The sequence below is a fragment of the Streptomyces sp. NPDC088732 genome, from assembly GCF_044751205.1.
Taxonomy (GTDB): domain Bacteria; phylum Actinomycetota; class Actinomycetes; order Streptomycetales; family Streptomycetaceae; genus Actinacidiphila.
Genome location: NZ_JBIVLI010000005.1, coordinates 53049 through 74245, shown reverse-complemented (window position 1 = coordinate 74245; position 21197 = coordinate 53049). Strand labels below are relative to the sequence as shown.

General features: G+C 74.1%; 19 protein-coding genes. 11 read left to right on the top strand and 8 right to left on the bottom strand.

Going from position 1 to position 21197, the window contains the following annotated elements; translation table 11 throughout:
- The first annotated feature begins 56 nt into the window (after positions 1-56).
- Entirely contained in the window at positions 57-734 is a 678-nt protein-coding gene (locus ACIP9H_RS10665) for a response regulator (protein ID WP_401592583.1), read from the top strand.
- Here ACIP9H_RS10665 and ACIP9H_RS10660 read toward each other — a convergent pair.
- Positions 717-1187, bottom strand: a complete 471-nt coding sequence (locus ACIP9H_RS10660; protein ID WP_360900929.1) for a MarR family winged helix-turn-helix transcriptional regulator — start codon at positions 1185-1187, stop codon at positions 717-719. The genes ACIP9H_RS10665 and ACIP9H_RS10660 overlap by 18 nt on opposite strands.
- A gap of 106 nt (positions 1188-1293) precedes the next feature.
- Here ACIP9H_RS10660 and ACIP9H_RS10655 point away from each other — a divergent pair, with 106 nt between their 5' ends.
- The gene (locus ACIP9H_RS10655; protein ID WP_401592406.1) at positions 1294-2151 is read left to right on the top strand and encodes an SDR family NAD(P)-dependent oxidoreductase; all 858 of its coding nucleotides are present in this window, start codon (positions 1294-1296) and stop codon (positions 2149-2151) included.
- Here the strand turns inward: ACIP9H_RS10655 and otsB are convergent.
- Positions 2121-3002 carry a trehalose-phosphatase gene (otsB, locus tag ACIP9H_RS10650; RefSeq protein WP_401592404.1) on the bottom strand — a complete coding sequence of 294 codons (882 nt, stop codon included), beginning with the start codon at positions 3000-3002 and terminating at the stop codon, positions 2121-2123. The two genes, ACIP9H_RS10655 and otsB, sit on opposite strands and share 31 nt — an antisense overlap.
- Before the next feature lie 160 nt (positions 3003-3162).
- On the opposite strand from otsB, the gene ACIP9H_RS10645 reads away from it, so the two are divergent.
- The 4 genes from ACIP9H_RS10645 (at position 3163) to ACIP9H_RS10630 (ending at position 7845) form a co-directional block, all read left to right on the top strand.
- Positions 3163-3561 carry a nuclear transport factor 2 family protein gene (locus tag ACIP9H_RS10645; protein WP_401592402.1) on the top strand — a complete coding sequence of 133 codons (399 nt, stop codon included), beginning with the start codon at positions 3163-3165 and terminating at the stop codon, positions 3559-3561.
- A gap of 45 nt (positions 3562-3606) precedes the next feature.
- Positions 3607-4047 (top strand): nuclear transport factor 2 family protein, encoded by a 441-nt coding sequence (locus ACIP9H_RS10640; protein ID WP_401592400.1) that lies wholly within the window; start codon positions 3607-3609, stop codon positions 4045-4047.
- A gap of 232 nt (positions 4048-4279) precedes the next feature.
- Positions 4280-5041 (top strand): ABC transporter ATP-binding protein, encoded by a 762-nt coding sequence (locus ACIP9H_RS10635; protein WP_401592398.1) that lies wholly within the window; start codon positions 4280-4282, stop codon positions 5039-5041.
- Positions 5038-7845: an FtsX-like permease family protein gene (locus ACIP9H_RS10630; protein WP_401958729.1), complete on the top strand. Its 2808-nt coding sequence runs from the start codon at positions 5038-5040 to the stop codon at positions 7843-7845. The genes ACIP9H_RS10635 and ACIP9H_RS10630 overlap by 4 nt, the downstream gene beginning before the upstream one ends.
- Before the next feature lie 91 nt (positions 7846-7936).
- Here ACIP9H_RS10630 and ACIP9H_RS10625 read toward each other — a convergent pair whose 3' ends face one another.
- A complete protein-coding gene (locus ACIP9H_RS10625; protein WP_401592581.1) occupies positions 7937-8206 on the bottom strand; it encodes a DUF3263 domain-containing protein in 270 nt (89 codons plus the stop codon).
- A gap of 114 nt (positions 8207-8320) precedes the next feature.
- Here ACIP9H_RS10625 and ACIP9H_RS10620 point away from each other — a divergent pair, with 114 nt between their 5' ends.
- Positions 8321-9214 carry an ROK family protein gene (locus ACIP9H_RS10620; RefSeq protein ID WP_401958727.1) on the top strand — a complete coding sequence of 298 codons (894 nt, stop codon included), beginning with the start codon at positions 8321-8323 and terminating at the stop codon, positions 9212-9214.
- Positions 9157-10353, top strand: coding sequence for an N-acetylglucosamine-6-phosphate deacetylase (nagA, locus tag ACIP9H_RS10615; RefSeq protein WP_401958725.1), 1197 nt, complete (start codon positions 9157-9159; stop codon positions 10351-10353). Before ACIP9H_RS10620 ends, nagA begins: the two co-directional genes overlap by 58 nt.
- A gap of 68 nt (positions 10354-10421) precedes the next feature.
- On the opposite strand, the gene ACIP9H_RS10610 is transcribed toward nagA, so the two are convergent.
- The gene (locus ACIP9H_RS10610; RefSeq protein ID WP_401958722.1) at positions 10422-11093 is read right to left on the bottom strand and encodes a hypothetical protein; all 672 of its coding nucleotides are present in this window, start codon (positions 11091-11093) and stop codon (positions 10422-10424) included.
- A gap of 135 nt (positions 11094-11228) precedes the next feature.
- Here ACIP9H_RS10610 and ACIP9H_RS10605 point away from each other — a divergent pair, with 135 nt between their 5' ends.
- Positions 11229-11561, top strand: a complete 333-nt coding sequence (locus ACIP9H_RS10605) for a hypothetical protein (protein ID WP_401592389.1) — start codon at positions 11229-11231, stop codon at positions 11559-11561.
- The gene (locus tag ACIP9H_RS10600) at positions 11558-12190 is read left to right on the top strand and encodes a hypothetical protein (protein ID WP_401958719.1); all 633 of its coding nucleotides are present in this window, start codon (positions 11558-11560) and stop codon (positions 12188-12190) included. The genes ACIP9H_RS10605 and ACIP9H_RS10600 overlap by 4 nt, the downstream gene beginning before the upstream one ends.
- Before the next feature lie 69 nt (positions 12191-12259).
- Here the strand turns inward: ACIP9H_RS10600 and ACIP9H_RS10595 are convergent, their stop codons facing one another.
- The 3 genes from ACIP9H_RS10595 to ACIP9H_RS10585 form a co-directional block, all read right to left on the bottom strand.
- A complete protein-coding gene (locus ACIP9H_RS10595) occupies positions 12260-16660 on the bottom strand; it encodes an FtsK/SpoIIIE domain-containing protein (protein WP_401958716.1) in 4401 nt (1466 codons plus the stop codon).
- Between the two features lie 45 nt (positions 16661-16705).
- Entirely contained in the window at positions 16706-16999 is a 294-nt protein-coding gene (locus ACIP9H_RS10590) for a WXG100 family type VII secretion target (protein ID WP_319662927.1), read from the bottom strand.
- Positions 17000-17080: 81 nt separating this feature from the next.
- Positions 17081-18937, bottom strand: a complete 1857-nt coding sequence (locus ACIP9H_RS10585) for a hypothetical protein (RefSeq protein WP_401958713.1) — start codon at positions 18935-18937, stop codon at positions 17081-17083.
- A gap of 160 nt (positions 18938-19097) precedes the next feature.
- Here ACIP9H_RS10585 and ACIP9H_RS10580 point away from each other — a divergent pair, with 160 nt between their 5' ends.
- The gene (locus ACIP9H_RS10580; protein ID WP_401592382.1) at positions 19098-20528 is read left to right on the top strand and encodes a hypothetical protein; all 1431 of its coding nucleotides are present in this window, start codon (positions 19098-19100) and stop codon (positions 20526-20528) included.
- 27 nt (positions 20529-20555) lie between these two features.
- On the opposite strand, the gene ACIP9H_RS10575 is transcribed toward ACIP9H_RS10580, so the two are convergent.
- Complete coding sequence (locus tag ACIP9H_RS10575; protein ID WP_401592380.1) at positions 20556-21086, bottom strand: sigma-70 family RNA polymerase sigma factor; 531 nt, start codon at positions 21084-21086, stop codon at positions 20556-20558.
- Positions 21087-21197: the final 111 nt, after the last annotated feature.

Genomic DNA, 21197 nt, shown 5'->3' with positions numbered 1-21197 from the left:
GTGAACGCCGCGACGGGCCGACTGGCTACGGTGGGCGCGTGACCGTGCTGCGCCTGATGCTCGTCGACGACGACCCCCTCGTCCGCGCCGGCCTGCGCCTGATGCTGGGCGGGGCCCCGGACATCGAGGTCGTGGCCGAGGCCGGCGACGGGGCGGAGGTCTCCGCGCTGGTCGAGGCGCACGCCCCCGACGTGGTCCTGATGGACATCCGCATGCCTTCGGTGGACGGCCTGGCCGCCACGGAGGAGCTGCGGTCCCGGCCCGGTGCGCCGGAGGTCGTCGTCCTGACCACGTTCCACACCGACGAGCACGTGCTGCGCGCGCTGCGCGCCGGGGCGGCGGGCTTCGTCCTCAAGGACACCCCGCCGCGCGAGATCGTCGAGGCGGTACGGAAGGTGGCCGCCGGGGAGCCGGTGCTGTCGCCCGCGGTGACACGGCAGTTGATCGCGCAGGTCGCGGGCGGGGCGGCGCAGTCGCGGAGCGCGGGCGCGCGGGCCCGCCGCCAACTCGCCTCGCTGGGCGGGCGCGAACGCGAGGTGGCCCTGGCCATCGGCGAGGGCCGGTCGAACGCGGAGATCGCGGCGGCGCTCCACATGAGCGTGCCCACGGTCAAGACCCATGTCTCCCGCGTCCTGGGCAAGCTCGGGCTCAACAACCGTGTGCAGATCGCCCTGATCGTGCACGACGCGGACGCCGACGGCGGCGGCGCCGGGAGGTCAGGCGGCCGGGCCTGAGGGCTTCCCCTTGAGTTTGGCCCAGATGGCGTTGAGCGCCTGTATGTCGGCCTCGTCCAGACGGTCGTCGAATCCGTCCGCCAGCGCGGCGCGGCGGGTGGCGTCGGCCTCGTCGAAGGCCGCCCGGCCGGCCTCGGTCAGCAGCACCCCGGTGGAGCGGGCGTCGGTCGGCGAGGGCACGCGGACGATCAGGCCGCGCGCCTGGAGGGCGTCCATGACGCGGGAGACCTGGCTGCGGCTGAGCAGTGTCCGCGCCCCCAGGTCGGAGGCGGCCACCGGCTCGCTCCGGCGGCGCAGCCACAGCATGACCTCGAACCAGGACATCGGCAGGTCGTGGGCGCGGAGCAGCGCCTGGTCGACGCGGCCGGTGAGGGTGGTGCCGGCCCACATCAGGCCGTAGAAGGCACGGTCGCGGTCGGAGAGTTCCCCCAGGGTGATGTCGTTGCGCGCCATGGGGTCACCTTACCGGGCGGGGCGGGGTTGTGTGTACACGCACGCAATGGTTATGGTGTGTGTACACGCACAGAATCCCTGGGCGCGACGAACGAACGGAACCCCCATGCCTGCCCACGCCACCTCCCCCGGCACCGTCCTCATCACCGGCACCTCCACCGGCATCGGCCTGGCCGTCGCCGTCGGCGCCGCCCGCGCCGGCTGGACCGTCGTCGCCACCATGCGCGACCTCGGCAAGGCCGACGCGCTCCGCGAGGCCGCGGAGAAGGCCGGTGTCGCCGAGCGCGTCCACCTCAAGCGGCTGGACGTCACCGACCCGCTGCTGGTCGCCGCGTGCGTCGAGGACGTCGTCGTCGAGTTCGGGCGGCTGGACGCGGTCGTCAACAACGCCGGCGCCGGACACGTCAACACCGTCGAACTGGGCACCGTCGCGGACGTGCGCGCCACGATGGAGGTCAACTTCTTCGGCGTCGTCGAGGTCACCAAGGCCGCGATGCCGCACCTGCGGGAGTCCGGCGGCCGCCTCATCACCGTCACCAGCGTCGGCGGCGTCGTCGGACAGCCCTTCAACGAGGCGTACTGCGCCGCCAAGTTCGCGGTCGAGGGCTTCATGGAGTCGCTCGCGCCGGTCGCCGCCGCCGTCGGCGTCTCCGTCATCGTCGTCGAACCCGGCGCCGTGGCCAGCGAGTTCGTCGCCAACGTCGGCATCGACATCCCCGCGTACGTCGCCGCGGCCGGACCCTACGCCGACGCGATGACGCACTACCTCGACCGCACCACGCAGGCCTTCCACGCAGCGCAGGGCGTCGAGGACGCCGCCGCACCCGTCGTCGACGCCCTCGGCGCCGACAACCCGCCGTTCCGCGTCCAGACCTCCGAGGCCGCCCGCGCCTTCGTCGGCGCCAAGCTCGCCGACCTCGACGGCTCGGCCGTTCAGTCGCTCACGCGGTCCTGGCTCTCCTGACCCTCCAGGACGGCCGCGAGGGCGTCCAGCAGACGCACCACGCCCTCCGGCCCGTCCACCACCAGATCCGCGCGGGCGGCCAGCTCCGCCACCTCCGCGCTGCCGCTGCACACCAGCACACCCGGCAGGCCGTCCGCGCGGCGCTTCTCCACCGCGCCGAACGCCGCCAGATCGCCCAGGTCGTCACCCGCGTACAGCACCGGGCCCGCCCCCACCTCCCGCAGGAAGTCGCCCAGCGCCACACCCTTGTCCATCCCCGGCGGACGCAGCTCCAGCACCATCCGGCCCGGCTCCACGATCAGGCCGTGCCGCTCCGCCAGCTCCCCCAACGGGCCCCGCAGCGCCGCGAACGCGGCCTGCGGATCCTCCGTACGGCGCGTGTGCACCGCCACGGCACGGCCCTTGTCCTCCACCCAGGTGCCCTGCCACGCGCCGATCCCGTCCAGCACCCCCGGCAGCTCCGCACGCAGCGCGTCCACCCCCGGGTGCGCGCCCGGCGCCCGCACCTCGCCGGACCGCGCGTCCCACCGCTCGGCGCCGTAATGGCCCAGCACCACCATCCGCTCCAGACCCGGCACCCCGGCGAAACCGCCGTACCGCACGGCCACCCCCGCGGGACGGCCCGTCACGACCACCACCGAGCCGATGAGCGGCGCGAGGCGCGCCAGCACCCGGGCGGCCTCCGGATGCGCCCGCGCGCTGTCCGGATCCGGCACGATCGGGGCCAGCGTCCCGTCGAAGTCCAGCGCCACGACGGCCCTGCGGGGCTCCGCGAGCAGTGCGGTCAGGCCGTCCCCGCCCTCGGGCGTCGTCGGCTCGGGCAGTTCGTCCCTGGGGTCCCTGAGGGTCATGCCACCGACCATACCGAGGGGGGCGGGGGGCATGGCGGGCGTACGGAAGCATCGCCCCTCCGGGGCTTCACCTGTGCACGGGGGCCGGCCGCCGTCGCTGGGTGGGTGCCGCGCTCCTAGGCACACGGCGGCCTTCATCGATCGCGCACGAGGATGTTGGGTGGGTAAACAGAAGACCCGGCAGCGCTTTCATGGAGGAGATATGCCAACCGTCGACCACCAGGACATCATCACCGAGTGGATCGCCGCGTCGAATACGCACGATGCCGGCACCTACCTGAAGTTCTTCACCGAAGATGCCGTGCTTGACGATCCGTCCGTGGGGCGCACATTCGATGGCGTGGCCGGCATCAAGGAATACTTCGACGCGTACTTCATCGGCTACCGCACGACAACGCGACTCCAGAGCGTCACGCCCGTTCCCGCAGCGACCGGGGCCGGATACCTGCATGTCGAGGTCGACTTCACCGGCGACTTCCCCGGCGGTCACACCGGTGGAACATTCGACATCACCTTCAGTGGGGACAAGATCGCCCACATCAGAGCAGACCTCACCTGATGTATTGAGATCTCGTCCTCCTGTCCATCATGAAAAGGGACATCCATGTCTTCCAGCGAGCATCAGATCACCCAGCTCATCGGCCGGTACGCGTTCCTCGTCGATGACGGCGATTTCGCCGGGCTCGGCGAACTCCTCGACGCCGCAGAATTCACCCTCGGCACGAAAACGGTTCGCGGCAAGGCCGCCGTCGAGGACATGGCGGTGAACACGTTGCGGACCTACGACGACGGCACGCCCAGAACCCGCCACGTCACCACCAACCTCCTCATCGACGTCGACGAGGAAGCCGGCACCGCCACCTCCTCCTCGTACTTCACCGTCCTGCAGCAGACCGACGGCTTCCCTCTCCAGCCCGTCGCGACCGGCCGCTACCGCGACACCTTCGAACGTCGCGACGGCGTGTGGCGCTTCACCCGCCGTACGGTCGGTGAGCAGTTCTACGGCGACCTCAGCCATCACGTGAAGGCCGCGCCGGACGCATGAGCGCCCTCGGCCGTCCGCTTCGCGTGCCCCCAGCCGGTGGCGCTGTCTCCCGGGCACCGCGTCGATGATGCGGGCGGTCTCGGAGGCATCGCGCGGCCGGGTCGGCCCTGGGCGGCACCGACGCCAGCGGGCGGAGGGAGTTGTTGCCGTTTCGGGACACAGTGAGCCAGTGATCATCGCATGGCGGTCGGAATGTGAACCGATCTGTCACCGCCGGGGAAGAGACCAGCTCATGTCCAGCCTGAACACACCGCCCACGCCGCCGGGGCGGCCCGCACCTGTGCTGCTCCTGGAGGGGCTGACCCGGGTGCACGGGTCCGGGGCCACCGAGGTGCACGCGCTGCGCGGCATCGACCTGGCCGTGCACCCGGGCGAACTCGTCGCCGTCATGGGCCCGTCGGGGTCGGGCAAGTCCTCGCTGCTGACCCTCGCGGGCGGGCTGGACGTGCCCACGTCCGGACGCGTGGTGGTCGAGGGCACCGACCTGACGGCGGCGAGCCGCAAGCAGGTGGCGGCACTGCGCCGCCGCAGCATCGGCTACGTCTTCCAGGACTACAACCTGATACCCGCGCTCACCGCCGCCGAGAACGTCGCGCTCCCCCGTGAACTGGACGGCACCGGCAGCCGCGCGGCCCGCCGCGAGGCGCTCGCGCTGCTGGCGGAGATGGGCCTGGAGCAGCTCGCCGACCGCTTCCCCGACGAGATGTCCGGCGGCCAGCAGCAGCGGGTCGCCGTCGCCCGGGCGCTGGTCGGCGACCGGCGGCTGGTCCTCGCCGACGAGCCCACCGGCGCCCTGGACTCGGAGACCGGCGAGGCGGTGCTCGCGCTGCTGCGGAACCGGTGCGACGCGGGCGCGGCCTGTGTGCTGGTCACGCACGAGGCGCGGTTCGCCTCCTGGGCGGACCGGGTGGTCTCCGTGCGCGACGGCTCGGTGGTGGACATCACCCTGCGGCCGTCCGCGGATCCGCTGCTGACCGGGGGGACGGCCCAGTGACCTCGCCGTTCCGCAGCTGGCGGGTCGCGGTCCGGATCGCCCGCCGCGACGCCTGGCGCGCCAAGGGCCGCAGCCTGATGGTGCTGGCGATGATCGCGGTACCGGTCGTCGGGGTCAGCGCCGCCGACGTCACCATCCGCAGCTCCCGGCTGACCCCGCAGCAGACCGTCACCCGCGACATCGGGGCGGCCGACGCCCGCCTGGAGGACGCCGGCCAGGGAGGCACCGCGATCCTCCAGACGCCGCAGGGCGACAGCTTCGCTTTGGCGCGGCAGGAGAAGCCCGGCGAGACGGCCGTGCCGCCCGGCGTCGACCCCAGGACGGCGGCGCCCGCGGGGGCCAGGAGCATCCCCGACACGATCGCGTACGCCGACGTCATGACCACGTCCGGCATCATGGGCACCGAGGTCAGGGAACTGGACGGGGCCGACCCCCTCGCCGCCGGGATCATGGACCTGACCCGCGGGCGCTTCGCCGCCTCGCCCGACGAGGTGACCGCCACCAACGCGTTCCTGGCGCGCAGCGGACTGCGCGTCGGGTCCGAGGTCCGGGCCCAGGGACTGGACCACGCCTACCGCGTCGTCGGCGCCTACGACCTGCCGAGCAGGCTCGGCACCGCCCAACTGGACTTCCACCCGGGCGCGTTCGTCGACCGGTACGTCGCCGCACGCAAGGCGGCCGGCTCGGACGCGGGCGCACCCGCGCCGTCGTACCTGGTCGCGGTGGACGGCGGCTTCACCTGGGACATGGTGCGGCGCGCCAACACCGCCGGGGTGCTGGTCCATTCGCGGACGGTGACGCTCGATCCGCCCGCCGACTCCCAGGTGCCCTTCTACCGGCTGCCGGACTCCGGCAAGCCCGCCGCGCCCCAGGACCGCGCCGCGCTGACCGCCGGGGCGACCGTCGCGGGCATGGCGCTGCTGGAGGTCTGCCTGCTGGCGGGCCCCGCGTTCGCGGTCGGCGCACGGCGTTCGCGGCGCCAACTCGGACTGGTCGGCGCCAACGGCGGCGACCGCCGGCACATCCGGGCGATCGTGCTCTCCGGCGGCCTGGTCATCGGCGGCGCGGCCGCGGTCGTGGGCACGGTGACCGGCATCGCGCTGACACTGCTGCTGCGTCCCGCGATCGAGGACTACACCGGCAGCCGCTTCGGCGGATTCACCCTGCGGCCCGCCGAGTTGCTGGGCATCGGCGCGCTCGCGGTCGTCACCGGGCTGCTCGCCGCGGCCGTGCCCGCGTTCACCGCCTCGCGGCAGAGCGTGCTCGCCTCGCTCACCGGCCGGCGCGCGACGCGGAAGGCCGGACGGCTGCTGCCCTTGGCGGGTCTCACGGCACTCTGCCTGGGCGCGCTGATCGCGGTCTACGGATCTGCGCGCACCACCGACACCTACGTGGTGGCCGGCGGCTCCGCCCTCGCCGAACTGGGCCTGGTCGCCCTCACCCCGCTGCTCGTCGCGGGCTTCGGCCGGTTCGGCCGGTGGCTGCCGTTCGCCCCGCGGCTGGCGCTGCGGGACGCGGTGCGCCACCGCGGCCGCACCGCGCCCGCCGTGGCCGCGGTGCTGGCGGCCGTGGCGGGTACGGTCGCCGTCGCCACGTACGCGGCCAGCCAGGAGCAGCAGAACCGGGACGCGTACGTCGCCAGGGCACCGCGCGGTGTGCTCGCGGTCGGCCTCCCCTCGGAAGGCGGCCGCGGCATGGACGCGATGCGGCAGAGCGTGGACAAGCGCCTCCCGGTCGGCCGGCGGGCGGACGTGTCACGGCTCGTGACCGGGACCCGGATCTGCGACCCGTACACCGCGCAGCCCGGCTGCGGCGACGTCATGCCGGTGCAGCCCGACGCCAACCAGTGCCCGCCCGACGCCGAGGGCACCTCCGGGACGTTCACCCCGGCCCAGTTGCGGGCCTTCGCGAAGGACTGGCGGTGCCGGCAGGACGGCACCACACCGGCGATCTGGGCGGAGGGCAGCGTCCTGGTCGGCGGACCGCAGGTGCTGGACGTCCTCGGGATCCACGACCCCGCCGCGCGGGGGGCACTGGCCCGCGGGACGACCGTGCTGTTCGACCGCACCTACGCCGACCACGGCTCCCTGCGGCTCCGGGTGACCCCGGACATGTCGAAGCAGGAGACAAGCACGGTGAAGAGGCTGCCCATGCGGCTGAGCACCGCCCACGCGTACGGGGTGCGGGCCGTCGTACCGGAGCCGGCCGCCGCCTCCGCCGGGCTGCGCACGGTGCCGCTGGGCTCGCTCTTCACCACCACGCGCATGCCCACCGACGCCGAACAGCAGGCGCTGGCCCAGGACATCGCCAAACTGGGCGTCCGGTCCGACGTCTACCTGGAGCACGGCTACACCGGCAGGTACGGCGTCGTCCTGGTGGCGCTGACCCTCTTCGCGGGCCTGGTGACGATCGGCGCCGCCGGTGTCGCGACGGGTCTGGCCCAGGCCGACGCCGAGGCGGACCTCAGGACCCTGGCCGCCGTCGGGGCCCCGGGCCGGGTGCGGCGCACGCTCTCCGGGTTCCAGTGCGGGGTCGTCGCGGCGATGGGCGTACTGCTGGGGACGGCGGCAGGCATCCTGCCCGCGGTCGCGCTGCGGCGCGTCGACCGGCAGCAGCAGCGGGACCTCGCCCGGCAGATGCTGGAACAGGGCCGCGGCGCCCTCGTCGCACACGTCGAGGTGCCCGTGGTGGTGCCGTGGGCGACCATCGGCATGCTGCTGGTCCTGGTGCCGCTGGGGGCGACGCTGCTCGCGGCCCTGCTCACCCGCTCCCACAGCCGGATGGGCCGCCGCGCCCTGGACTAGCCCCCTTTTGTGGCTCGGTTCGCCTCCGGGGCGCACCGGCCCCCTCGGCTCACGCGCCGAACCCGCCGAACACGACGCCCACCGCCACCGCCTACCGGGTGGTGCGGTGGGCGTCGCGCATCCGGCGCAGGCGGTTGACGGTGACGGGGGCGTGCGCGAGTGCCTCGGGGTCGTCGAGCAGCGCGTTCAGAAGCTGGTAGAACCGCGTCGGCGAGATCCCGAGCCGCTCCCGTATCGCCCGTTCCTTCGCGCCGGGGCCCGCCCACGAACGGCCCGCGATGTCGAGGACGGCACGGTCCTGGTCGGTGAGGGTCACCTCGTCACGATAGCCCGTGTGGCGAGGGCCCCATGAGGTCTGCACCACACCGGCTTCCCCTTGTGCCGCCTCGCCGAATCACCTGGCGGGCGGCGGAACGGGATCTCTTTCGACGAGTGGACTAGACCTTTTGTGCTGTCTCACGGGAGACTGTCCTCCGTGAGACACGTCATCGCCCTCGATGTGGGCGGCACCGGCATGAAAGCCGCACTGGTCGCGGCGGACGGCACGCTGCTCCACGAGGCACGCCGCGCGACCGGCCGGGACCGCGGGACCGAGGCCGTCATCGCGTCCGTGCTGGACTTCGCCGCGGACCTGCGGGCGTACGGGGCGGACACGTACGGCGAGCCCGCCGCCGCGGCCGGGGTGGCCGTGCCGGGGCTGGTCGACGAGCGGGCGGGCGTCGCGGTGTTCTCCGCGAACCTCGGCTGGCGCGACCTCCCGCTGCGCGACCTGCTCTCCCGCCGCCTGGACGGCACGCCCGTGGCCCTCGGCCACGACGTGCGCTCCGGAGGCCTGGCCGAGGGCCGGCTCGGCACCGGGCGCGGCGCGGAACGCTTCCTCTTCGTCGCCCTGGGCACCGGCATCGCCGGTGCCATCGGCATCGAGGGGCGCGTCGAGGCCACCGAACTCGGGCACATCGTCGTCCGCCCCGGCGGCGCGGCGTGCGGCTGCGGCCAGCACGGCTGCCTGGAGACCATCGCCTCCGCCTCCGGTGTGGCCCGCGCCTTCGGCGCCGAGGCCGCCGAGTGCGCCGCCGCCGTCGCGGCGGGCGACCCGCGCGCCGTCGCCGTGTGGGACGAGGTGGTCGCCGCCCTCGCGGACGGCCTGGTCACCGGGATCACCCTGCTCACGCCGGAGACGCTGATCGTCGGCGGCGGGCTGGCCGAGGCCGGTGACACGCTCTTCGCGCCGCTGCGCGCGGCCGTCGAGGAGCGGCTGACGTTCCAGAAACTCCCCCTCATCGTGCCGGCGGCCCTCGGGGACACCGCCGGATGCCTGGGCGCAGGGCTGCTGGCCTGGGATCTTCTCTCCCTGGAGGTGACCGCTTGACTGCGGAACCAACCGTGCTGACCGGTGCCCGCGTCGTACTGCCGGACGGTGTCGTCGACGGCGGCCGGATCACGGTCGAAGGCCGCACGATCGTCGCGGACGACCCGCGCCGGCCCGCGGCCGCCCGCGATCTGACCGGGCACTGGATCGTCCCCGGCTTCGTGGACATCCATGTGCACGGCGGCGGCGGCGCGTCCTTCTCGGCCGCCCGCGCGGAGGACGTCCTCACCGGCGTCGGCACCCACCGCCGGCACGGCACCACCACCATGGTCGCCTCCACGGTCACCGGCGAGCTGGACGACCTCGCCCGGCAGGCCGCGCTGCTGTCCGAACTGGTCGAGCAGGGCGACCTCGCGGGCATCCACTTCGAGGGGCCCTTCATCTCCCCGCACCGCTGCGGGGCCCACAAGCCGTCGCTGCTGCGCGACCCGGACCCCGCGGACGTCCGCAAGCTCGTCGACGCCGCCCGCGGCGCCGCGCGCATGGTGACCCTCGCGCCGGAACTCCCCGGCGGGCTCGACTCCGTACAGCTGCTGGCCGAGCACGGCGTCATCGCCGCCGTCGGCCACACCGACGCCGCCTACGAGGCCACCTTGGAGGCCATCGACGCCGGTGCCACCGTCGCCACGCACCTGTTCAACGCGATGCCCACCCTGCTGCACCGGCAGCCCGGCCCCATCGCCGCGCTGCTGGAGGACGAGCGGGTCACCGTCGAGCTGATCAACGACGGCGTCCACCTGCATCCGGCCGTCCTCGAACTGGCCTTCCGCAGCGCGGGCGCCGACCGGGTGGCCTTCATCACCGACGCCATGGACGCGGCCGGCTTCGGCGACGGCCGCTACCTGCTGGGCCCCATGGAGGTCGACGTCACCGACGGCGTCGCCCGGCTGGTCGAGGGCGGCTCGATCGCCGGTTCCACCCTGACCCTGGACACCGCCTTCAAGCGGGCCGTCACCGTGGACGGCATCGCCGTCACCGACGCCGTACGCGCGCTGAGCGCCAACCCGGCGCGGCTGCTGGGCGCGTACGACCGCATCGGCTCGCTGGAGCCCGGCAAGGACGCGGACCTGGTGGTGCTGAACGAGGCGTACGACCTGGTCGGCGTCATGCGCAAGGGGCAGTGGGTCGTCGAGCCGTAGTGGATCGGGCGGACCTCCGGCCGTAGCCGTCCGGTGCCGGAGGTCCGCCCTGTCATACGAGGCGGGCGTTACTGCCCGGCCTTCTCGCCCTTCGGCCCGACGGCGAACCATGTCCCGCCGACGCCCTGGCCGTTGAGGTCGCCGGGCTTGGTGTCCCCCGCGAAGCGGTAGACCGGCATGCCGCCCACCGTCAGCTGCACCTGGCCGTCCTGGCGGCGGATCGCACCCACCTGGTCGCGGTCCACGCCCGCCAGGTAGACGTTGCCGCCCTGCTGGATGGTGACCGCGGGCCACTGGACGGCGCAGGCGTCGTTGCAGTGCGACTGCGACGGGTCGGCGCTGTCCGGGTCGAAGCGGTACAGCGCGGCCTGGTTGATGTTGATCAGATGCGGGGCGGTCACCGGCGGCGAGGTCACCGCGGACAGCTGCACCCAGCGCGGCGGGGCCTCCTGGACGGCCGCCCCCACAACCGTGCCGCCGTTGCCGGTCAGCCCGGCCTGCGCGGCCGTGCGGTCGACGACCTGGAGCGCGGTGTTGCCCACGGGCTGCGACGCGGCGGGGGGCGCCGCGGGCGGGGCGGCGGGCGCCGATGCGGCCGGGGCGGAGGCGTCGCCGATGGTGATGGTCTTGCCGCACCCGGCCAGGCCCGCCACGCCGCACAGGGCGACCACGCCGGCGACGGCCGCGCGGCGTACGCGGGCGCGCGGGGCGGCGCCGGAGAAGTGGTGAAGAGAGGTCACGGCCGGTACACGAGGCCGCGCCCGGAACGGTTCACCCCATCTTCGGGTTCCTCGGCTTCTTCGCGTTCCTCGGGTTCTTCGCGGGCGTCGCCGGAAGCCGATTGAACCCAGTGGGCCGTCCCGCCCGTGTGACCCGTGAGGCCGCAAGCGGCCGAGCACGAGGGGATCGGCATGGCCCAGGACATCAACATACCGGGGAACGAGCTGCGGGAGGCCCAGCAGATGCTGGACTTCGTCCACGACTTCATCGACATCGGACACCACACGTTCGACTTCGACGCGGCGTTCGGCCCCGAGCTCTCCCACGGCTCGGCGCAGCACTTCGAGAACAAGTGGGAGGACGGCAAGAAGCAGCTCCAGAAGCAGGTCAAGGGCATCCGGGACGCCATCGGCAGCATCCTCGACTCCTTCGACAAGACCGACCAGGACGCCGCCTCCAACCTCGACGACGGAAAGAGTGGCCAATGAGCACCGCGCACCGTTTCCTGCTCGACATCCCCGATCTGTGGGACACCGTCGACCTCAGCGGGGAGGAGCTGTCCAGGACCCGCGCCAAGGCGCTCGCCACCACCGACGACCCCCGCGAGAAGGCCCGGATCAACGACATGTTCCGGCAGGGGCGCGAAGTGAGCCGGGCCGCGCGACGGCACGGCGCCCTGCTGGCCGCCGGCACCGCGACCCTCTACGGCGACGACCTGTTCATGGCCTACGGCATGGTCTTCGCCGTCACCACGCCCGAGGGCTCGGAGCTGACGCTCCCGGTGCTCTCCGCGCAGCTGGGGATCTCCTCCGCGAACGGGACGGCGCCCAAGGACCGGGTGATCACCTCCGTGAAGGTGCCCCACGTGGGCACCGTGGCCCGGGTGACCGGCACCGAGACCACCCGGCTGACCAGCGACATCGACGTGGAGCTGCTGACGATGCACACGATGATGCCCGTCCCCGGCCGCGCCGACGACTTCCTCGTCGTCACCCTCGCCAGCCCCAACCTGCCGCTGAAGAACGAGGTGTACGACCTCTTCGACGCCATCACCGGCACCTTCCGCTTCCTCACCGAGGAGGGCGAGCCGCTGGCGCCCGTCGCCCGCGCCTCCTGAGACCGGGTCCGCAACCGAAGGGCGGCCGGGACATCGCGTCCCGGCCGCCCTTCGTGCATGCCGTCGGCGTCAGACCTCCGTGCCGGACAGCGGCACCTGCACCGCCCGCAGCGACCCGTCGCCGAGGTGGATCAGGCCGCGGCCTGGCTGCGGCGCCTGGCCGACCACGCCGCGGGTCAGCTTGACGCCGATGACCTCGCCGTCGGCCAGGCCCTGCGGCGACAGCAGCATGCCGGTGCGGTTCCGCTTCACCTGGCCCATCCAGCCGGCCAGGCTCAGCGCCAGCGACTCGGCGTTGCCGGCCGCCAGCACGCCCCAGCCGTTGCCCGCGCCGCCCCGGGCGAGCAGCGCCAGGTCGGCGTCGATGTCGGAGCCCATGAACAGCTCGGCGTCGTCCACGACCACCACCGCGTTGTCCTGCGGAATGGCGCCGAGCACCCCCCGGAACTCCTCGACCGTCACCTGCGCGTCCGTGATCACGGCCGCCACCCCGGGCCTGCCCTCCAGTTCGCGCAGCGGTGAGCGGCGCGGCGCCAGCAGCACCAGGCCCGTGCCCTCCGCCAGCAGCGAGTGCGCCGCGGTGAGCAGCACCGTGCTGCGGCCGGTCCGCGGCGGCCCGGCGACGACGAACGTGGGGACGTCGGCGAGGTCCGGGCCCAGCGAGGCGAGGGTGTCGCCGCCGACCGCGACCAGCGGCCGCATCGGCCCGCGCCGGGTGTGCAGGGCCAGCGCGTCGCGGTAGGCGATCCGGTCCGGCAGGACGTCCAGGCGCAGCGGCCCGCGCTCCGCCGGCACACCGGCCTCGCGCTCGGCGAGCGCCGTGCCGAGCGCGGTGAGGAACTGGCCCTGCGCCGCGCCGGAGAGGTCGCCGGTCAGGACCGCGATCTGGGCCTCCGCCAGGTCCAGGGTGCGGATGCCGCGGCCCGGAGCCGGGTCGCTCGGCGCCGACTTGGACGGGACGCCGACCGACGAGTAGTCCTGGCGGTCGTTGAGCTTGAGGACGATCTTGTCCTCGGTGGTGCCGGAGAACCGGCTGGAGCCCAGCACCCGGTCGCCCGCGAGCACGAGGTGGATGCCGACGCCCGCGCCGTCCCGCAGCAGCCTGATCATGCGCTCCATGAGGCTGCCGTTGTCGTACGCGGTGAACTCGCGCTCGAAGACCTCGAAGCGGTCCACCAGGAGCACGATGTGCGGCAGCCGCTCCCCCGCGGCCTGGGTGCGGCGCAGCTCGGCGAGGTCGGCGGCGCCGCGGGTGCCCAGCACGCCCTGCCGGGCGGTGAGTTCGGCGTTCAGCCGGTCCAGCAGCCGGCCCAGGCGCTCCACCTGGTTGCGGTCCACGACCGCGCCGCAGTGCGGAAGCGCGGTGAGCGCGTTGAGCGCGCCGTTGCCGCAGTCGATCCCGTACAGATGGACGTCGTCCGCGCCGTGCGCCTGCGCCAGGGCGGCGGCGAGGGTGCGCAGCGACTGGGAACGGCCGCTGCGGGGCGAGCCGATGAGGTGCAGGTGGCCCGCCCGGTCGATGTCGAACTCCAGCGCGGCGCGGGTCTGCCGCGCGGGCAGGTCCACCATGCCGTAGGCCACGGGCGGCAGTTCGGCCTCCCGTTCGCCGGCCGGCTTGGGCGCGGGCGGCGCCGTCCACTCCAGCACCTCGGGCAGCGCGGGCAGCCAGGGGCTCGGCTGCCGGGGAACCCCGGCCAGCCGCGCGGCCTGGGCGACGGACGCGGTGAGCACCGCGAGGTCCGTGACCGCCTCCGCATGCGCCAGGCCCCTGCGGGCGCCGCGGGAACCGCCGGTGGGCAGCGGCCCGCCGAGCTCCCGCCAGGTCACCGCGTGGGCCCGGACCGGCACTTCCGTGCCCTCGGCGACCGCGCCGCCGGGCCGCCGGCCGCCGACGCGCCCGGACTGGAACGGCAGCAGCGCCGACGGGCCCAGGCGCGCGTAGGCGCGTCCCGGATTGGCGGGCGAGATCTCCCCGGAGTCGGGGGCGTCGATGATGTCGCGGCTCTCGGTGGTGTCGGTGGTGCGCAGCGCGATCCGCAGGTTGGTGTTGGCCCGGATGTCCGGGGTCACCGCGCCGCCGGGACGCTGGGTCGCCAGCACCATGTGGATGCCCAGCGAACGCCCGCGCTGGGCGATGTTGACCAGGCCCGAGATGAAGTCGGGCAGTTCGCGCACCATGGACGCGAACTCGTCGACGACCAGGAGCAGCCGGGGCAGCGGCGGCAGCACGTCGCCGCCGCGGGACCGCTTGTCGAGGTAGTCCTCGATGTCCTTGGCCCCGGCCTGCGCCAACTGGGTCTCCCGGCGGCGCAGTTCGGCACCCAGCGAGACCAGGGCGCGCTCCACCAGGTGCGTGTCCAGGTCGGTGACGAGGCCGACGGTGTGCGGCAGGTCGGCGCACTCGGCGAAGGCGCTGCCGCCCTTGTAGTCGATGAGCACGAAGGTCATCTCGTCCGGCCGGTTCACCACCGCGAGCGTGGCGACCAGCGTCTGCAGCAGTTCGGACTTGCCCGAACCGGTGGTGCCCGCGATCAGCGCGTGCGGCCCGTCGCGGACCAGGTCGACCGAGAAGTCCCCGTCGTAGCCGGTGCCCAGGACCGCCCGCGTGCTGCGGCCGCCGAGCGACCAGCCCGCCACCACCGCCTCCGCGGTGGGCGGTTCGAGGCCCAGCAGGTCCAGCAGCCGGACCGATCCGGGCAGCGCGCTCTCGTCGCTGTCGCCGACGCCGCGCAGCGGCGCCAGCGCCCGGCCGAAGCGCTCGTACCAGGCGGGCTCCGGCGAGTCGGTGCGCACGCCCTCCAAAGCGGAGCCGGTTCCGGTGCGGACCCGCGAGACACCCTGCGCGGTGTCCCCGGTGACGACGACCGCGCCGCACTCCTCGGGCAGCAGCCGCTCCTCGCGGTCGATGCACAGGGTGTGGACACCCACCGACGGCCCGTCGCGCAGCAGGGCGATGACGCCCGGCAGCGAACGGGCCCTGCGGGCCTGCTCCAGCACGACCAGGATGTCCGGGTAGCCGTTGACGCCGCCCCGGACCAGATCCGGTCCGGCCGCCATACGGGACGTGACGATCTGGCCCAGTTCGCCGATGCGGCGGGCCAGCGACTCGGTGGTGCTGCCCACCAGCGCGTAGGCGTCCTCGCCCTGGGCCTGCGCGTGCGGCAGCCAGCGGGCCCACGACCACGCCGCCTCCCCCTCGGGCCCGGCGAGCACGACGATCCGCAGGTCCGCCGGACTGTGCAGGGCGGCGGCCTGGGCCGTCATCCACCCGGCGAGCCGCTGGGCGCCGGGACCGGCGAGCCCCGCCACCCCCGCCCTCCGCAGCGGCACGGAGACCGGCACCTGGCCCAGGAGCGGCACGGTGATGCGCCGGTGCTCGTCCTGCGTGGGGTCCTCGACGCTCAGCGACGAGGGCAGATCGGCCGTCCCCACCCGGACGGAGAGGAAGTCCGGGTCCTGCCAGCGCCGTTCCCACAGCCGCTCGGACGGCCGCACGGCCATCTGGAGCAGGGAGGCCGGATCGGGCAGCGACAGCCGCAGCCCGCGCTGCTCCTCCAGGACGGCGGACTCCACGTCCGCCTCGACCCGTCGCAGCGCGCCCTCGTACTCCTCCTTCTTCTCCAGGTACTTCAGCATCGCCTGCTTGCGCCCGCCGAACTGGGTGAACAGCGCGGCGAGCGGCGAGAGCAGGGCGATGAAGACGAAGACCCAGCTCTTGGTGACGAAGATGGCGATCGCCGCGCTGCCCGCGGGCAGCAGCAGGATCGGCAGCAGCGGGACGGGCCGCTTGTCGGGCCGCACGGGCGGCGTCGGCAGCCGGAACTTGCCGCCCGCGCGGGCGGGCAGGAAGCGCGGCGGCCGGTTGAACTCCAGGCCCAGGCCGTCGGCGGCCGGGGTCAGCGGCGCGGTCGCCGCCTCGCGCGACGCCAGCTCCAGCAGGGTGTCGCCGACGGCGAGCTGACTGCCCTCGCGCCAGGCCGCACCGGGCGCCGGGGTCCTGCCGTCGAGCACCGCGTCGGCCGCGGACAGCAGTTCCGCACCACCGTCGAGCCGCACCCGGATCCGGGCCGCGAACGCCGGGGCGTCCTCGGCCAGCCGGATACGGCAGGTGCGGTCGCTGCCGAGGTCGTACTCGCCGGGCACCAGCCGGAAGACCGTGCCCGCGCCCCGCCCCGACACCAGCCGGATCTCGGTGCGGCCCTCGGGCTCGGACTCCGCCGGCAGGGCGGAACCGAGCCCGAGGTCCATGCCGTCCCGGACCCCGGCCGCCTGGAGGGTGGCGTCCGGGTCGATCTCCCCCGCCCCGGTGAACAGGGCGGGCCCCCCCGCCCCGCCGGCCCCCTCGTGGTCGACGGCCCGCGCGAGTTCCGCCGCGAGAGTGCCGGCCCGTGCGGTCGGCTCGGTCTCGACGACGACGGTGGTGGACACCCCCTCGACCCGGGGGTCACGGACGCTGACGTTCAAACGCACGATGCATCGTCTTTCTCACGGAGGGGCGGGACGGGGGAAGCGGGCTCAGCCGAGGTTCGAGCCGAGCTGGTCGTCGGTCTGCGAGAAGGCGTCGCCGACGGAGCGGACGTACTGCCCGATGCCCTGCAGACCCTGGTTGACCTGGTCGAAGCCCTTGGCGAACTCGTCGAAGAACGGCGAGAACTTCTGCTGGGCGGCCGGGGTGCTGTAGCCGTTGGCGAGCAGGTTGGAGATCTTGCCCTTGACCTCGCTCAGCTTGTCCTGGAGCTGCGAGAAGTCGTTGAGCAGCGCCTGCGAGGTGGAAGCGGTCTCGTCAGAGTTGACGCGGTAGTCGGGCATGTCGGTACTCCTTGCGTGATCGGGTGAAGAATCCGTCCCTGGGAGGGACGGAGGTCTGTGGGGTGCGGGTCCCGGGCGGCGCTAGCGGCCGTCCGTCCCCGTCGTCGCGTCGCCTCCGGCGGGGCTGGTCGGCGCGGTGGTGAAGCCGTCGCCTCCGGCGGGGCTGGTGGGCGCGGTGGTGAAGCCGTCGCTGCCGGAACCGGCCGGCGAGGCGCCGCCGCCCGGCGGGGCCGCCGGGCTCTGCGGCGGGATGTCCAGCGGGGTGAGCGGCGGCCGCCCGGTCGTGGGCGACGGCGGCAGCGGCACGTCCGCCGGGTTCACCGTGTGCGCCGGGCCGGTGCCCGCGGGCGCGGCCGGACCCGTGGGCGCGGCCGGACCCGTGGGCGCGGTCGGGGAAGCGGGCGCGGTCGGGGAAGTCGGCGAGGTCGGCGATGGCGGCAGGGGTATGTCCGCCGGGTCCACCGTGTGCGCCGGGCCGGTGCCCGCGGGCGGAGCCGGGGTCGTGGTCGACGGGCCGGTGGAGCCCTTGATGGGGATGCCGTCGGCGACACCGTCGATCTTGCGTCCGAGCCCCGCGACACCGACCGGCCCGGAGCCCAGCTTGGGCGCCGAGTTGGCGATCTCCCCGGCCGCGACCTCGTTCGGGTCGCCGCCCTGGGCCACCCCGACACCGATCTTCGCGCCGAGGGTCGAGCCCTCCTCGACGAAGCCGCCGACCTGGTCCGAGGCCCGCTTGCCGATCGAGTCGCCCAGCGCGGGATCGGTGGTGTCGCCGAACCGGCCGCCGCCCCCGGGCGGTACCGGCGCGTTGCCGCGCGCGGAACCGATCTTGCCGATGCCGCCCTTGAACGCCGTCCCGGCGACCGCGCCGGCGGCGGCGCCCGCGAAGACACCGGCCGCGGTGATCTTGTCGTGGTTGGCGGCCTTGGCGGCCGCCTCCAGCGCGGAGTTGGTCAGGAACTTGCCGCTGACGTCCACGGCCGTCTTGCCCACCGGGTTGGCCAGTACCGCGCCGACCGCCTTGTTGGCGGTGACGGAGTCACTGACCTTGGTGATCGTCCCGGAGACCTTCGCGATGGTCCCGGAGTTCTTGATCGCGGCGACCACACCGGGGGCGATCGCCTGGACCGCCTTGCTGCCCAGCTTGAACAGGGAGGCACCGGGGATGATGCCGATCAGCCCGGCGACGAAGTCACCGGCCTTGATGCCCCCTGTCTGACTCGCCACCACTTGGTTGAAGACGAACAACGCCCCGCCGAGCAGCGCACCCACCACCGGGAAGAACACGGCCACCACGGCGATCAGCGCGGCCAGCAGGATCTGGACGAACGGGAAGTCCTTGAAGAAGTCGGCGATCTTCTGGAAGACGTTGCGCTCGGGAATCGCCTCCGACGCCGCCTGGTCCAGGACATCGGCGCAGGTGCGCTGCGCGGACTCCCGCATCTGCTTGGCCTGCTGGGCCAGGCCCTTGGCGGCACCGAGCTCGTTGTTGCCCGCGTCGATCTCGTCCTGGACCGCGCGGGCCTGCGACTTCTCCTCGTCGGTGGGGTTCTCGCCGAGCGTCTTGGGCGTCTGGCCGGCCTTGGCGGCGGCCGAACGGGCCTGGTCGACGGCGCGGTCGAAGGTGTCCTGGGCTTCCTGGAGGCGGGGGATGTAGTCGGTGTAGGCGCGGGCCGCGTCGTGGTACGAGGTCGCCGTCTTGTTCAGCTTGTCGGGAAGGTCGTCACCGATCTTCTCCTTGAGCTGGTCCATGGCCGAACCGCGGCCGAGGGAGATGGTGCCGTCCTTCTTGAGGATGTTGAGCGCCTTCTCGGCGGCGTCACCGACGTCCTGGTACCGCTTGACGATCCCGCGGATCAGTTCGGGGTCACCCGGCGTCGGGTCCCGGTCGAGCCCGACGAGACGGAAGTCCTCGTCGCTCGCATGCCGGCGTCCCATCCTTGCCCCTCCCAGCTCCGTGTTCGTTGTCGCTTGCCACACGGCGCCCACCGGGACTTGGTTCAGATCTCTTTCGAACCTTTTTCCCGGGGCGCCCCGTGTAGGGGGTGACGGAACCCGGAACCCGGGACGACGGCCCGGCACGCACACGACGACTTGGGTGGAGACGATGAGAGACGGCGTCAGCGCCACAGGGCGGCACCGGCCGGGTGCCGGTACGCCCGCACCCGCCCGCGGGACGGCCGTGCGCCGCGCCGCGGCCGCGGTACTGCTCGCGCTCTGGGCCCTGTTCGCGGCGGGCGCCGCCCCGGCGAGCGCGGACGACCAGCTGGTGAAGGTCTTCGTGGTCCAGGACACCGCGGCGGCCGGGGGCGCCCCCGCGACGCTGGCGTCCGTCGCGGCGAGCACCCTCGGCGACCCGGCCCGCGCCGGGGAGATCTTCGACCTCAACCGCGGGCAGGCGCAGACCGACGGCTCCGCCCTCACCAGCCCGGACGAGCAACTGCACCCCGGCTGGATCCTGCGGCTGCCGCCGGACGCCTCGGGCCCCGACGTCCAACTGGCCCGCGACAACGCCGCCCAGAACGCCTCCGCGCCCCCGGCCGCCGACGGCGCGACCACGGCCACGAGCACGGGTGGCGGTACCGCGTTCACCATCCCGCTGCCCGCCGCGATCGCCGTGCTCGGCGCCGTCCTGCTCGCCCTGGTGACCGCGGGCATCGTCGGACGCCGCCATGTGCGCGCCGCGTGGGCCGCGCTGGGCCGCGCCGTGCGACGGCTCGGCGATCCCGTCGCCCGGCGCCGCCGCCTGGCGCTGCGCCGCACCGTGGGCCGGCGCTTCGCCGCCGACGCGGGCTCCGCGCGCCGCGCCTACGCGGCCGCCGCCGAACTGTCCGGCCCCGGCGCCGCCCCGGAGCGTCCGGTGCACGCCCTGCGCGTGGACAGCACCGGGGTGACCGCGTGGCTGACCCCCGGTGACGCACCGGGCGCCCCCTGGACGGCACTCGACGGACCGGAGGGCACCCGGTGGCGCACCACCGCCGGCACCGGCACCTCCCGGGTCCCGGACGACCGGGCCTGCCTGGTGCGGGTCGGCGTCGAGGCGGACGGGGAACCGGTCTTCTACGACCTCAGCCGGCTCGACGGGGTGCTCAGCGTCACCGGCGACCGCGACGTCGCCCGCGACGTGGTGAACGGCCTGCTCGAAGAGGTCGCCCGCAGCCGGCCCGGCACCCCGGTGACCGTCCTGCGCGGGCCCGAGGACACGTCGCAGCTGACGCTGCCCGCCGGGCTGCGGCAGGTCGTCCGCATCGAGGCGGGCGCGGCGGCACCGGCCTCCTCGGCACCCGAGGCCCACGGCACGGTGCGCGGCGCCGCCGCCCGCCGCCCGGTCCTGGGCCTGGTCGTCATCGCCGGCACGCCCACGGGGTCGGAGGCCGCCGAACTGGCCGAGCTGTGCGGCCCCGGCGGGGCCGGCTGGACCGGACTGGTCTGCGGCGACGTCGGCGGCGCCCACTGGCGCTGGACGGCCGACGCGAACGGCGAGGTCGACATCCCCGTGCTCGGACTGCGGCTGACGGTCCCGGCCTGAAGCGCGTGAACGGCGTCGACTCCGCGGTCAGCGGGCCGCGGAGCCGACCCGGCTGCGCAGATTGCTGAGCGCGTAGTGCTGCCGGGACTTCACCGTGCCCGCCGGTACCCCGAGGATCCTGGCCGTCTCCTGCACGGTCCTGCCGAACAGGTATGTGTGCACGAGCACCTCGCGGTGCTCGTGCGACAGGTGCCGCAGCAGGGCCCGCGCGTCGACCGAGGCCAGGACGGCGTCGGCGTGGTCGGGCTGGATCACGTCGTCATGGTCAGCGCCCACCGTCTCGTGACGGGAGCGGGCACTGCGGATGCGGTCGATGGCCAGGTTGCGGGCCACCGTGAGCAGCCAGCCCCGGACGGACCCCTCACTGCCGTACAGCCGGTCGGTGTGGTGCCAGGCCCGGATCAGCGTCTCCTGGACGACGTCCTCCGCCATGTGGCGGTCCCGCAGCAGCCGCTCGGCGTAGGCCAGCAGCGGCTTGCCGTGGTCGGCCACCAGAAGGGTCAGCAGATGTCCGGAGCGTGCCGCGGGGCGGACGCCCGGGGCGGCGGCGAAAGTCATGGTCGGTCCTGGAAGGCACAGCTCGTCCCCGTCGGCGCTCCCGGCTTCCGCACCGGCACCACCGCACCGCCGGAGCGGTGCGCGGATCGCCGAAGGACGGGGCAGGGCGGG

Excerpts from the sequence above, each read along its gene's own strand:
- ACIP9H_RS10665 (WP_401592583.1), top strand. The coding sequence starts at position 57 with ATGCTCGTCGACGACGACCCCCTCGTCCGCGCCGGCCTGCGCCTGATG.
- ACIP9H_RS10660 (WP_360900929.1), bottom strand. The coding sequence starts at position 1,187 with ATGGCGCGCAACGACATCACCCTGGGGGAACTCTCCGACCGCGACCGT.
- ACIP9H_RS10655 (WP_401592406.1), top strand. The coding sequence starts at position 1,294 with ATGCCTGCCCACGCCACCTCCCCCGGCACCGTCCTCATCACCGGCACC.
- otsB (WP_401592404.1), bottom strand. The coding sequence starts at position 3,002 with ATGACCCTCAGGGACCCCAGGGACGAACTGCCCGAGCCGACGACGCCC.
- ACIP9H_RS10640 (WP_401592400.1), top strand. The coding sequence starts at position 3,607 with ATGTCTTCCAGCGAGCATCAGATCACCCAGCTCATCGGCCGGTACGCG.
- ACIP9H_RS10635 (WP_401592398.1), top strand. The coding sequence starts at position 4,280 with ATGTCCAGCCTGAACACACCGCCCACGCCGCCGGGGCGGCCCGCACCT.
- nagA (WP_401958725.1), top strand. The coding sequence starts at position 9,157 with ATGCCTGGGCGCAGGGCTGCTGGCCTGGGATCTTCTCTCCCTGGAGGT.
- ACIP9H_RS10600 (WP_401958719.1), top strand. The coding sequence starts at position 11,558 with ATGAGCACCGCGCACCGTTTCCTGCTCGACATCCCCGATCTGTGGGAC.
- ACIP9H_RS10590 (WP_319662927.1), bottom strand. The coding sequence starts at position 16,999 with ATGCCCGACTACCGCGTCAACTCTGACGAGACCGCTTCCACCTCGCAG.
- ACIP9H_RS10585 (WP_401958713.1), bottom strand. The coding sequence starts at position 18,937 with ATGGGACGCCGGCATGCGAGCGACGAGGACTTCCGTCTCGTCGGGCTC.
- ACIP9H_RS10575 (WP_401592380.1), bottom strand. The coding sequence starts at position 21,086 with ATGACTTTCGCCGCCGCCCCGGGCGTCCGCCCCGCGGCACGCTCCGGA.